This window comes from Bradyrhizobium sp. Cp5.3, from assembly GCF_000426265.1.
Lineage (GTDB): Bacteria > Pseudomonadota > Alphaproteobacteria > Rhizobiales > Xanthobacteraceae > Bradyrhizobium > Bradyrhizobium neotropicale.
Window position 1 is genome coordinate 59,814 of record NZ_AUFA01000008.1, and the last position, 11,960, is coordinate 71,773.

Here is an 11,960-nt window from a genome sequence, read left to right on the forward strand (position 1 = left end):
CAGCGTCCAAATTGGCGTCCAGTGTCAGGATTTTGCCTTTGCACGCGAAGGTAGCTACTCTGTTCCGACGTGAGATGTGTTGCAGGGAGCCCGACATGGGACATCGCGAAGACATGCTCAAGGTCATCAGGGAGGCTTACGCGGCGCGCGGTAACGGCAATGCCGAGGGCCTCGTGGCAGCTTTTCATCCCGAAGGTGTATTCACGCTGGTAGGCGACAAAAGCGCACTCGAAATAGCCGGAAGTGTTCAGGGGCACCCGACCTTGCGAGAAGCTTTCGGTCAATTCATCGACAACTTCGGCTTCGTAGATCGCCAAATCCTAAGCGAGCTGGTTGAGGGGCAGCATGCTGCCGTGCGATCCCTCCTCGTCGTAGAACATCGCCCGACCGGGAAAACCTTCCGGACCGAAGTCCTGGACCTGTTCAGATTTCAGGACGGCAAAATCGTTGAGCTAACTGAATTTGCGGACACCGCGCAGATCAAAGCGATGATCTCCTAGGACCGGCGGATAACACCGCCACCGCGCAGGCGGGATCGCCGGCAGCGCTGATCGCGCTCGGCATCAATCTGTTCCGGTTCGAGGTCAAGGGCGACAAGCTCGGCATCGTCGTCATGTGCGCGCTCAAACTGCTGGTGATGCCGGCCGCCGCCTTCCTGCTGAATTACGGTGACAGTCCTGGACTGTCACCGTAACTGCCACAATTCATTGAAGGAGCTTGGTATAGAAGGGCCGCATGAGATCACTCACCTCATCGAACAACGTAGTCTTAAGAAGCTTGTTCTTCGTGTCAGTCTCTATGATGTGCCCATCATATTTCGCGCCGTGAAGACTCACTGTACCAAGAATTAACTGAGAGCCTTCTGGAATTTCACCGAGACAAAAATCGATCATACGCGTCGCATTTGCAGCGTCCTGATCCTGCTGCACGGGCGAGTCAACCACGATCGGACAAAATGCAGATGTAGAAAACCTCTTCATCGTGTGGATGAACGCGTAGTAGTAGGCGAGAAGCCCCCGTGGCAAATCGCTGCCCGTCTCACGAATATGACAGTCGATCGCCTTGTAACTGTCTTCCGACAGATTTGGGACGTGAAGTTGCTGAACGAAGGAGTTCATTTGCCGCAAGTAGAAACCCTTAATCTCGCCCTGCCGCTTCTTGTCATCCAGCGACTTCATGATTTGCGCCGCCTCGTCGGACTTCATGTCTTGCGCGCCAATTTGCGAGTCAATCTCCTTCTGCTCTGAGGCAATGGTCTCATCCATCAGCTTCTCACTTTCGCCTTCAATGAGATCTCGTAGCTTCAGATCACCCCGCTGCTCATCAAGAATTCCATTGATGCGCTCCATCGAGGCTGAAAAGTGCCCTATTTGCTCTTTTGCAGCAGCAATCTCGGCATCTACCGCATTGATGTCACTCCGAACATCAATGAGGAACGCGCGACACGTGTCGACATCCGAAATCAAACTGAACTTGTTGGCAAAATCGTTAGAGTGAACGGTCCCACATGTCGGACATATGATCTCGTCTTCGGTTTCGCGCCGCAAAAATTCATAATCTGCGCTGAGATCGGCCAAAGCGCTTTCAGCTATCACGCTCTGCTCTACAAGTATTGCTCTCTTGGAATTGAACTCCGAAAGCGAACGCTGCACTTTGTCTTGCGCGGACTGCAGCGACCGGCACTCCGCAACGAGAGCATCAATCTGATCAACGAACCGGTCGGGAGAAAGATCGAAATGGAGACGCTTACGATTAGCGCGCAGCCGCGTGCCTGCCCGATCCAATGCGCGACGTTCGATCTTGAACTCTTCTCTGGCCTTGTCGGCCGAGGCTTTTGATGCCTTGGCTTGATAGTACGCGTTCGGCCGTAGGCCAGCGTGAAAATTCGCGACATCCTTCCGATAGCCAGCAAACATCAGGAGGTTGGAGAACGAACTCCAATTGTCTACCCAACTGACGTCTTGATCGACATAGAATGGTAGGAACAAGTACGCGGGAGGAGGGATCTGCAGCTCGCCCTTTCGATCAGCCAGCGTAAGACCGAAATCGAGCAACTTAGCGATCTGCGGACCAATCCCCGTTGTTACGTTGCTACCTACCCAAATCGCTGCACCGTCGCCGTCAAAAAGCCCAAAGGTGTTGCCCGATCTCAATAGGCTGTAGGGCGTGCCATCTACGGTGAACTCGACCAGTGTATCGACTGCAGCATCCTTCCAAGTCGGATTAATCTTGGCAGAGTCAGCACCAAAGGCAGCATAGATTGATTTGATCAGGCACGACTTACCAGTGTCATTGTCTCCTAAGACCACTGTCCTGCGTGGATCGAACGTCATTAGCCGGGCCGCCTTCTCGCGCTCGGACAACAGAAGCAACCTTCTTAATTGCAAGTTTTTCATGACTTCGCGTCCGCAGAGCCCTTATCAGCTTTTTGTACATCTCCTGACGGGTCATAGGTCATCACCTCATAAATGATCATTGCCTTTGCACGGCTCGGCGTCAGATTAGATATTGTAGCTTTTGCGAAGCTCCAGATTGCGCCAAACAAATGATCGGTCAACGGCGTCAGTGCGAGAGAAGAATTGGGGATCTTCCGCAGTTCCACGCGAACACGCGTGCGGACACGATTTATTGCCTCGTTGCCGGCGCCTAGTGCGAGCGCTCTATAGAGGCGCCACTCCTTAGCAATGCTAGCTTTTTCGATCGCCGAGAATGTCAGATCGTTTGCGAAGTCTGACCAACTCGGTACGGCATCGTTGTTGGTGATCTGTGCCAGCCAACTATTTACATGGCTCTTGGTGATCGCTTTGTGCTTAATCAGGTCATCGAACGTATCGATTGAACCGGTGAACTTTGATTTCGTCCGGCAGTCCTCGATGATGGCCTTATAAAGTGTGTCGGGACTGTAGCTTATGGTGCCCAGCTGGCTTGTTATAAAGTCTTGCATCAAGCCCTTCACGTGCGCAGAGGCATCATGCAGGCTCAGGTCGGCTCTGACAAAATGCATTAGCTTCGCAGTTTCTTGCGTCGCTGCCGGACGTTCATGCTTGAGCTTCGCCAAGAACTTCCTGAAAGCTTCCGCATCACAATCGGCAAAGCAGCAGATTGTGGCGGAGGCGTCCATGAATTCACAGGGCAGATTGGAAACGAAGCTCAGCCTTTCGGTTTCGTCGGGGAAGAGCTCGTAGTTGTCGTGCATCTTCCCGATGTAGGATGGAAGCAACGAGGCTCCGTCCTTCGATTTTTTTCTAGAGCTCAGGTCTGTGAGCGTCCAATGGCCTTTGACCTTGGTCTTGACCTGGTAAAACCGAGCTCGCGTAGGCGTTGAACTGCTGTTCAACCGCACGATGTCATCGTGAAACTCAAAGGCGACCGCGTAATCGTCGAGTTCGCTGTGGCTCTCGAAGATCAGGACGAGTCCCCAGATGGCCTGATAGTCGTACCGCTCATAGCCAGTCTCGCCGGATTTCTCACGTCGTGGCGTTTGAACGAGCTTGTCCGCAAATGCCATGCATTCCCCCCACGGCACTTTAGCGTGACGAAGCCACGAGACAACCACTGCGAGCAGCTCGCGACTAAGCCTTCGGCATAATGTCGCTCCTAACGTTGCACGAGACGGCAACGATAAGACAGCGTACTTGACCTATAAAAATTCGCAAAAACGCTTGATTTTGTACTTGGAACAGCCACCTCCTACAAGGGAGAGTGTATCCTGTCTCAGCGCGAGCAGCATCCAATGTATAAAACCAATGATGATCTTGAAGCGATTGCCCGTGGGTTCCTGAAAAGGCTTGGGCTCGAACATCAGGTTCGGCCGGACATGATGACGCTGATCTCGAAGATCAAGCGCGAGGTGTCCAATTTCAGATATCGGCGAGTGCCAGACGCCGAGATGCCGGACGCAGAAGCGCATTGGTATTCAGACGATTTCGAACTCAGCATGCGCGAGAGCGTATTCGTCGCCATGCAACGCGGCGAGCCTCGCGCGAGAATGACGGTCGCGCATGAGCTGTCCCATTACCTGCTTAGGCACAAAGGATTTCTGAACCGAAGGGCAGAGAAGTCCCTCGCGGAGGTGTCGATCCCGCGCATCGTCAAGCAGGAGGACGAAGCCCGCCGGTTGGCGCCAATTATTCTCGCCCCCGAACACCTGATCCCAGAGGGCGCATCGGTCGAAGACATCATGTCGACGTTCGGACTAAGCCACCAAGCCGCAGCTCTTCGAAAGAATGAAGTGGATGAGTTGCGAAGCCGCAGACAACGTGCGGGTCGGCCGCTACCGCAATCAATAATTGACTACCTGAAGGAAGCGAAGCGTCGTGGACACCCTGTCCGGACCGATCTTGGCGACGACTCCTAGCTACGATTTCTACTTTTTCTCCGTACTCGCTGCGGACCCCACGTGCGCGCATCGCTACAAAATCCGCTGCCCAAACGGGGCGAACAAAGCGCGCTCCATACTAACCGATTGAAATCATTGGTACAGTTGGGTGGGCTCGAACCACCGACCTCCTGTTCCACAGACAGGCGCTCTAACCAACTGAGCTACAACTGCATCCTTGCGAGCCGCCTTTAGGGGCCTTGAGCAGGCCGAGGCCAAGGGGCTGGACGGGGCGGAAACTAGGTGCAACGGCCGTTTTTGGCAAGGCCGCAATCCCCTCGAATTACCCCTTAAACGACGTTATTTCCAAAACAAAACCCGGGCCGCTGGGCCCGGGTTTCTCTTAATTTGAACGGGCCAAATCGGTCAGGCAGCGGGCTTGCCGAACTTGGCGGCGCTGGCCTTGATCGGCTCGGCGGTCTCGGTGGCGACGCGCTGGCCGATCTCGAGGAGCTCCTTGGCCTGGGCCTGGAGGGTCTCGAACTGCTTGCGGGTATGGCCGGTCCACAGCTCCATCGCCTCCGTCGGCGACTTGCTGCCGAGCAGCTCCTGGGCGAAGTCCAGATGGGCGCTGGTGTTGGCCTTCATGAACTCCATCAGCTTGGCGGTGTATTCGCTCGCGCCCTTGCTGGCGGTGGTGAACACGGCCTCGATGGCGCCGTTCTGGCTTTCGGCCGCGTCCTTGAACTTGGCGTAGCTTTCGCGGGCCTGCGAAACGCCCTTCTCGGCGAACGCCCGCATCTGCTCCGGAACCTCGAACGGAATGATCGAGGCAGAGAATGGATCAGTCGCACCTGTCATGATTGTCCCTCACGATTAAGTTGCAAAATCGAGTGAGCCGTCTGGCGCGCCCGCCGGCCAAGTCGGCGGGTACGAAAACTGCTAACGCTTCAAACGAGAGATGGCTCGCCCAGCGCCAAGCATTCTTCACGGCTATCATGTCAACATTGTGCAACGCAATGTGATCAGAGGTGCGCCGCGAAAATTTAACCCGGCCGGGATGCAGATCCTGGCCGGGGGAACCCATGGTTGCGGTATCTCGATGCCCTCAGTGCTTGTGTTTGGTCGCGTCGATCGCGGCGCGGCGGTGACCTGGAAGCGCGACGGTCAATTCCGTCATTCCGGGGCCCGAGCGCAAGCGAGGGAGCCCGGAATCCATCGGGCCACGGAGCAGGCGGATGAATGGATTCCGGGCTCGCGCCAAGGGGCGCGCCCCGGAATGACGGAGGGGCCCTAGTGCTTCGGCTTGGTCGCGTCGTTCGCGGCGCGGCTGTGACCTGGAGGCGCGACGGTTCAATTCCGTCATTTCGGGGCCCGAGCGCAAACGAGGGAGCCCGGAATCCATCGGGCCGCGGAGCAGGTGGATGGATTCCGGGCTCGCGCCAAGGGGCGCGCCCCGGAATGACGGAGGGCTCTAATGCTTCGGCTTGGTCGCGTCGTTCGCGGCGCGGCTGTGACCTGGAGGCGCGACGGTTCATTCCGTCATTCCGGGGCCCGAGCGCAAGCGAGGGAGCCCGGAATCCATCGGGCCGCGGAGCAGGTGGATGAATGGATTCCGGGCTCGCGCCAAGGGGCGCGCCCCGGAATGACGGAGGGGCCCTAGTGCTTCGGCCTGGTCGCGTCGTTCGCGGCGCGGCTGTGCCCTGGAGGCGCGACGGTTCATTCCGTCATTCCGAGGCCCGAGCGCAAACGAGGGAGCCCGGAATCCATCGGGCCGCGGAGCAGGTGGATGAATGGATTCCGGGCTCGCGCCAAGTGGCGCGCCCCGGAATGACGGAGGGGCCCTAGTGCTTCGGCTTGGTCGCGTCGATCGCGGCGCGGCTGACGGCCTGACCGATCTCGCTGGCCTGCTCGGCGAGGGCGCGCATCTGGGCCTGCACATATTCACCGTGCAGCCGCATCACCTCGGAGAGGTCCTTGGCGTGGACCAGCGACTGGGCGTAGTCGAGGGAGGCCTCCACATTGGTCGCGGCGAAGGCGATCGCCCTCGTGCCGACGTCCTTGGCGCCGGCGCGCATGGTCGCACCGCGCTCCTCGAACGAGCCGGCCGCGGCCTCGGCGCCGGCGAGCAGTTTCTCGAATGTCTCGCGCGCCTGCTTGAAGCCGGTTTCCGCCATGGATCGCATCTCCGGCGGAATCTCAAAACGTTCATGCGCCTGCTGGGTCATCCCTACCACTCCTGTCTTGTTGGTTTTTTTCGGCCTTTTGCGGCCGTCCCCGACGCGCCCCGGGCCGTCCCTGACGTGCCCACAGTGAGACTAGCAGCGCTGGGTATTGCCGGTGTGACGCGGCGGCCCGGCCCTCGCGAATCTCAGGGGGCTAACGCAGACGCGCCCTTGCGGGTTCATCCGGATTAAGGTTATCGCGGCTTTGGGGCGCCCCTTCGGCCCTGCGGCCGTGGACCTGCCCGCGCCCGCGGGCGATACTAACCCTTTCTTAAGGCTGCCATTCCGGCAGCCCCCGACGCCCAAGACACGTGAGAGACACGTGGGAGACGCGTGAGAGCTTGAGAAGCAGCCGGTTGGATGAGTAGGTCGGATTTCCAGTTGCGAGGCGTCGGTGATCCGCGGCTGGCCGTGCATGCGACCTCTCCGCTGCCCGCGTGGCTCTGGTCGATCGATGGAACGCGGGTGCTCTGGGCCAATCCGGTCGGCGCAAGGCTGTTCGGTGCGCCCAATGCCGCAACGCTTGTGGCAAAGGCGTTCGGGCCCGCGGACCCACATCGCCGCCAGGTCGCCCGCCTCGCGCGCCAACTCGCCGCGAGCGGCGCGGTCCGGCTCGAGCGGCTGCGCGGCTTCGGCGCCCCGCTCGGCGTCCTCATGACCTGCGCCTGCGCGCGGCTCGAATTTCCCGACGGCAGCCACGGCGTGCTCGTCACCGCGATGGACCCGACCGGCCGCGGCATGCCGCTGGTGGAACGCCTGCAGCGACTGGTCGAAGGCGTCCATGTGCCGATGGCCGCGTTCACGCCCGACGGCCTGTTCATCGGCGCGAGCGAGGCCGCCCGCCCCCTGCTCGGCTTTCGCGATCTCGGCGAGGCCGGCCTCGATGAAGCCCGCAGCGAGGCGCTGCGGCAGGGCCATGTCGAGACGACGACCGGCATCGGCCACATGGTGCTGTACAGGGTCGGCGTGGGTGCCGATGTCGGCCTCGTTGCGCTGATCGCGCCTTTCGTCCGGACGGCGGAGCCCGAGGCGGACGAGGTCGCGCCTGAGGTCGTCCAGGATATCGCGCACCAGGACTCCGCACAGCCTGAACCCGAGGCCGCGCCGCCCGCATCTGCGGCCGCAGTGCCGGACTGTGAGCAACCGGCGTTGTCGAACGAGGCCCCTGCCGAATTCGCGCTGTTCGATGCGTTTGCCGAGCCGGATCAGCTGCCTGCTCCCGCGCTGAGCGAGCCGGAGCCGACCCAGGCTGCAATCAAATCTCCGGTTGAAATCCTCAAGCAAGCCATTGTCTCGCCCCAAGCCGAGCCGATCACGGCTGGCATGGTCGAGCCGCCGTCACGACATGCGGAGCCGCCCGCACCGCGCCATCACCCGCTGCGCTTCCTGTGGCAGATGGATGCGCAGGGGCGCTTCGCGCTCGGCTCCGACGAGTTCATCCGCCTGATCGGCGCGCATACGGCAGCCGGCTTCGGCCGGCCCTGGCACGAGATCGCGGAGGAGTTTTCGCTCGATCCGGACGGGCACGTCGCGCAGGCGCTGGCGAGCCGCGACACCTGGGCCGGGATCACCGTGAACTGGCCGGTCGATGGCGACCAGCACCTGCCAGTCGAGCTCGCCGGCCTGCCGGTCCATGACCGCGCGCGCAATTTCGCGGGCTTCAAGGGCTTTGGCGTGTGCCGCGATCTGGACGGTCTCAACCGGCTCGATGCACTGCGCCGGTTCGAGCTGTTCACCGAGCCGCCGACGCCGCAGCGCCTCTCCGCCGACATCGTCGCGCCTGAGCCCGAACCGGAGGCGCCGCCTGCTCCGGATGAGCTGGCCTCGGCCGGGCCTGAACCGTCCGAGCCTGAACCGCTCGAAGCCGAACTGCCCCAAGAGGAATTGCCTCAAGACGAACTACCCCAAGACGATTTGAACAAAGCCGAACTGAACAAAGCCGAACTGCCTGAACCAGCAACCGACGCGAATTCACACCCAACCGATTTGGAAAAATCCGTGGACACGCCAGTGGAAACGCCTCCCAACGTTGTGCCGTTCCGCCCGCACGGCGATGCGAGATCGCCGACGCTCACGCCTGTCGAGAACAGCGCGTTCAACGAGCTCGCCCGGCAATTGTCGGAGCGGCTCGAGCGAGAGCGAGAGACCATTGCGGGCGCATCGTCCGAGCCACTGACGAGCGAGACCGCCGCCGAGCCGCCGCCTGAGGCGGAGCCACCGCGCCTGCCGGCCGGATGGCTGACCGAGCCCGAGCCGCCGGCGCGCGGCGACAGCGCGCGCGACCGCACGCTGCTCGACCTGTTGCCATCAGGCGTCCTGATCTATCGCCTCGACCGCCTGCTCTACGCCAACCCCGCCTTTCTCGCGCGCATCGGCTATGCCGATCTGAGCGCGCTGGAGAATGCCGGCGGGCTGGATGCGCTCTACATCGAGGTGGGCGTCTCCGCGGCGAGCAGCACGTCGCAAGCCGGCACGCCGGTGACGATCAGCGCGAGCGTCGCCGATGGCGACGAGCCGCTAGCGGCCACCGAGGCGCATCTGCACACGATCGCCTGGGACGGCGACACCGCGCATGCGCTGATCTGCGCGCTGCCGCAGGCCGCGCCTGTTGCTGCCGCGCCCGCCGTCGCCGAGCCCGTGGTGATGATCCCCGATGAGCCCGGGCCTGAAATCGAGGCCGGCGACGCGGACGCCGAGGATCTTGCGGCGATCCTCGACACGACAGCCGAAGGCATCATCATGTTCGATGCCGAAGGCAACATCCACGCCTGCAACCGCAGCGCCGAAGCGCTGTTCGGCTATGACGGCGAGACGCTGCTGCAGCAGAATCTGCTGACCCTGTTCGCGCCCGAGAGTCAGCGCGTCGTGACCGACTATCTCGAAAGCCTCAGGAGCCAGGACATATCGAGCCTGCTCGACCACGGCCGCGAGGTGCTGGGCCGCGAGAAGAAGGGCGGCGTCCTTCCGCTCGCCATGATCATGGGCCGCACGAGGCCCGACGGCCCGAACTTCTTCGCCGTGTTCCGTGATCTCTCGCAGAGCAAGAAGGGCGAGAGCGAATTGAAGCAGGCGCAGCGGCTCGCCAATGGCGCGGCCAGCGCCAAGGCCGACATGCTGGCGCGGATCAGCCACGAGATCCGCACGCCGCTGAACGCGATCATCGGCTTTGCCGAGGTGATGATCTCTGAACGCTTCGGCACGCTCGGCAACGAGCGCTACGGCGAATACATGAAGGACATCCGCGCCTCCGGCGAGCGCGTGATCGCGATCATCGACGATCTGCTCGAGCTCTCGCGCATCGAGACCGGCAAGCTCGACCTCAACTTCGCCAACCTCCACCTCAACGATCTCGTCGAAGCCTGCGTCACGGTGATGCAGCCGCAGGCCAACCGCGAGCGCATCATCATCCGCACCTCGCTCGCGCACGCGCTGCCGCAGGTCATGGCGGATGCGCGCGCGATGCGGCAGATCACCATGAACCTGATCACCAACTCGATCCGGCTTGCGAGCGCCGGCGGCCAGGTCATCGTCTCGACCGCGCTGAACGATCGCGGCGAGGTTGCCCTTCGCATCCGCGACACCGGCCATGGCCTGTCCGAGAAGGAGGTCGCGGCCGCGATGGAGCCGTTCCGCACGCCGCCGCCGGGCGACGCGTCGGACAATTCGGCGCTCAGCCTGTCCTTGACCAAGGCGCTCGTCGAAGCCAACCGCGCCCAGTTCAACATCAAGAGCGCGGCCAATTCCGGCACGCTGATCGAGGTGGTGTTCGCGCAGGCGCTGGCGCGGGCGTAAGGCGTGATCAGACCAGGTTGATTGCTGCCACGCGGGAGGTGCGCGTTGCCCGCGATTGGAACTGTTTGGCGGTTCTCCAGTTTATGCGATTGTTTCCCATCCCCTGGAGACAAGCATGAAGAAGCTCATTTTCACAACGATATGCGCTCTTGCGCTTGCGGTTGGCAGCGCAATGGCCCAGACGCAGCCCGCGCCAGAGGCGTCACCCGGCGTCGCCAAGCACACGTCCAAGCACGCGACGCACATGAAGCATGCGAAGCACATGAAGAAGGAGACGACTGGGCAAACCACCGGCATGGCGCCCTCGAAGACCAAGCAGCCTGCCGCGCGGTATTAGGCTCTTGCACGTCCAGATCACGTGCGGCGGGTACGCCCTTGCTCGTGCCCCATAGCGGAGATTGAGATCTCGCAAGGGTCGCCCACCGTCATCAGCGGAGAGGTCAAGCAGCCGTCACACGGACCGGCATGCTTTTGAGACCCCGAAGAGAGTTGTTGAGCATCCGCTCCGGCTCGGCGATGAGTTCGATCGATTTCGCGCGCTTGGCAAGTTCGGTGAGAACCAACTCACCTTCCAGGCGCGCGATCATCTGCCCCACGCAGGCGTGGATGCCCGAACCAAACCCCACATGCCCCGCTGCGGGTCGCTCCACATCGAACCGGTCGGGCTCCTGCCAACGCGCCGGATCACGGTTGGCGGAAGCCATGAAGATCAGCACTTTGCGGTTTGCCGGGATGGTATCGCCGGCTATTTCCACCTCGCGCGAGGTGGTACGAAAGAAAGTTTGCACAGGCGAGTCATAGCGCAGCCCTTCCTCGAAGGCGTTGCGGGCGAGTTCGGGCCGTTCGCGCAGCCTTTCGAACTGCACTGGATGACTGGCAAGCGCAAGAAGCGTATTCCCGAGACCATTGATCGTCGTGTCGACTCCCGCGGTCAGGAACGGCCGGACCAGATGCGTGGCTTCGTGTTCCGTGATCTCCCCGGCATCCGCAGCTTGGTAGATCATCATGCCAATACCATCGGGCCTGAGCTCGCTACGCGCGCAACGGTCCATGATCCACTTCTGCGCGGCGAGGCCCGGGTCACGAGATCTGGCGAGGATGTGGTTCTCTGGCCCGAAGCTGTTGAAGACGAACGTGCTCCAGGCAAGCAGGTTCTCGCGTCCCTCCTCCGAGACGCCGATGGCATCGGGGAAGACCTTCATCGGATACGCCATGGCGAGATCCGTCATCGCGTCGAAGGTACCGCGCTCGACGAGCTCGCAGATTTTCTTCTCGGCTTCCCTCTGGAAGGTCTCGCGCAGCTTTTTCGCGACGCCCGGTGACATGGTCCGGGCGAGCACCCGACGTCCCTTCTCGTGATCAGGTGGGTCGATCTGCAACGTCATCGGCCGGGGCAGCGCCGGGTTCATCCCCTTCAGGCCGACGCCCTCCCCGCTAATGAAGGTTCGCCAATCCTTGAGAGCGGATTCGACCTGTTCATACCGCGCCATCGCCCAGATGTCGTACTGCTCGATCCTGAATACCGGCCCTAATTCGCGGAACGCATGGTAGACCGGATACGGATCCGTCAGCACGTCGTCAGCGAACGGATCGATCCGGGTGGAGGCAAACTGGCTCATGCCGGT

General features: G+C 61.4%; 9 protein-coding genes and 1 tRNA gene. 4 read left to right on the forward strand and 6 right to left on the reverse strand.

Going from position 1 to position 11,960, the window contains the following annotated elements:
• The first annotated feature begins 95 nt into the window (after positions 1 to 95).
• On the forward strand, positions 96 to 500 hold the full coding sequence (locus tag K289_RS0112440; protein WP_027551813.1) for a nuclear transport factor 2 family protein: 405 nt from the start codon (positions 96 to 98) through the stop codon (positions 498 to 500).
• A gap of 204 nt (positions 501 to 704) precedes the next feature.
• Here the strand turns inward: K289_RS0112440 and K289_RS48605 are convergent, their stop codons facing one another.
• Both K289_RS48605 and K289_RS44290 read right to left on the reverse strand, forming a co-directional pair.
• Entirely contained in the window at positions 705 to 2,396 is a 1,692-nt protein-coding gene (locus tag K289_RS48605; RefSeq protein ID WP_051310560.1) for a hypothetical protein, read from the reverse strand.
• Positions 2,393 to 3,508 carry a dsDNA nuclease domain-containing protein gene (locus tag K289_RS44290; RefSeq protein ID WP_051310561.1) on the reverse strand — a complete coding sequence of 372 codons (1,116 nt, stop codon included), beginning with the start codon at positions 3,506 to 3,508 and terminating at the stop codon, positions 2,393 to 2,395. The genes K289_RS48605 and K289_RS44290 overlap by 4 nt, the downstream gene beginning before the upstream one ends.
• A gap of 225 nt (positions 3,509 to 3,733) precedes the next feature.
• Between K289_RS44290 and K289_RS0112465 the strand changes: the two genes are divergently transcribed.
• A complete protein-coding gene (locus tag K289_RS0112465; RefSeq protein ID WP_027551814.1) occupies positions 3,734 to 4,357 on the forward strand; it encodes an ImmA/IrrE family metallo-endopeptidase in 624 nt (207 codons plus the stop codon).
• 118 nt (positions 4,358 to 4,475) lie between these two features.
• Here the strand turns inward: K289_RS0112465 and K289_RS0112470 are convergent.
• The 3 genes from K289_RS0112470 to K289_RS0112485 all read right to left on the reverse strand — a co-directional run bounded on the left by K289_RS0112470 (position 4,476) and on the right by K289_RS0112485 (position 6,546).
• Positions 4,476 to 4,552: transfer RNA gene (locus K289_RS0112470), tRNA-His, on the reverse strand.
• A 192-nt stretch (positions 4,553 to 4,744) separates the two neighbouring features.
• Positions 4,745 to 5,179 (reverse strand): phasin, encoded by a 435-nt coding sequence (locus K289_RS0112475; RefSeq protein ID WP_027551815.1) that lies wholly within the window; start codon positions 5,177 to 5,179, stop codon positions 4,745 to 4,747.
• A 983-nt stretch (positions 5,180 to 6,162) separates the two neighbouring features.
• Complete coding sequence (locus K289_RS0112485) at positions 6,163 to 6,546, reverse strand: phasin family protein (protein ID WP_027551817.1); 384 nt, start codon at positions 6,544 to 6,546, stop codon at positions 6,163 to 6,165.
• 357 nt (positions 6,547 to 6,903) lie between these two features.
• Here K289_RS0112485 and K289_RS0112490 point away from each other — a divergent pair, with 357 nt between their 5' ends.
• On the forward strand, positions 6,904 to 10,335 hold the full coding sequence (locus tag K289_RS0112490; RefSeq protein ID WP_027551818.1) for a PAS domain-containing protein: 3,432 nt from the start codon (positions 6,904 to 6,906) through the stop codon (positions 10,333 to 10,335).
• 115 nt (positions 10,336 to 10,450) lie between these two features.
• Positions 10,451 to 10,672, forward strand: a complete 222-nt coding sequence (locus K289_RS0112495) for a hypothetical protein (RefSeq protein WP_027551819.1) — start codon at positions 10,451 to 10,453, stop codon at positions 10,670 to 10,672.
• Positions 10,673 to 10,775: 103 nt separating this feature from the next.
• Here the strand turns inward: K289_RS0112495 and K289_RS0112500 are convergent, their stop codons facing one another.
• Positions 10,776 to 11,954: a cytochrome P450 gene (locus tag K289_RS0112500; protein ID WP_027551820.1), complete on the reverse strand. Its 1,179-nt coding sequence runs from the start codon at positions 11,952 to 11,954 to the stop codon at positions 10,776 to 10,778.
• Positions 11,955 to 11,960 lie beyond the last annotated feature (6 nt).

What these genes read in the sequence shown, in the direction of transcription:
- K289_RS0112440 (WP_027551813.1), top strand. Translation starts at nt 96, where the DNA reads ATGGGACATCGCGAAGACATGCTCAAGGTCATCAGGGAGGCTTACGCG.
- K289_RS48605 (WP_051310560.1), bottom strand. Translation starts at nt 2,396, where the DNA reads ATGAAAAACTTGCAATTAAGAAGGTTGCTTCTGTTGTCCGAGCGCGAG.
- K289_RS44290 (WP_051310561.1), bottom strand. Translation starts at nt 3,508, where the DNA reads ATGGCATTTGCGGACAAGCTCGTTCAAACGCCACGACGTGAGAAATCC.
- K289_RS0112465 (WP_027551814.1), top strand. Translation starts at nt 3,734, where the DNA reads ATGTATAAAACCAATGATGATCTTGAAGCGATTGCCCGTGGGTTCCTG.
- K289_RS0112475 (WP_027551815.1), bottom strand. Translation starts at nt 5,179, where the DNA reads ATGACAGGTGCGACTGATCCATTCTCTGCCTCGATCATTCCGTTCGAG.
- K289_RS0112485 (WP_027551817.1), bottom strand. Translation starts at nt 6,546, where the DNA reads ATGACCCAGCAGGCGCATGAACGTTTTGAGATTCCGCCGGAGATGCGA.
- K289_RS0112490 (WP_027551818.1), top strand. Translation starts at nt 6,904, where the DNA reads ATGAGTAGGTCGGATTTCCAGTTGCGAGGCGTCGGTGATCCGCGGCTG.
- K289_RS0112495 (WP_027551819.1), top strand. Translation starts at nt 10,451, where the DNA reads ATGAAGAAGCTCATTTTCACAACGATATGCGCTCTTGCGCTTGCGGTT.
- K289_RS0112500 (WP_027551820.1), bottom strand. Translation starts at nt 11,954, where the DNA reads ATGAGCCAGTTTGCCTCCACCCGGATCGATCCGTTCGCTGACGACGTG.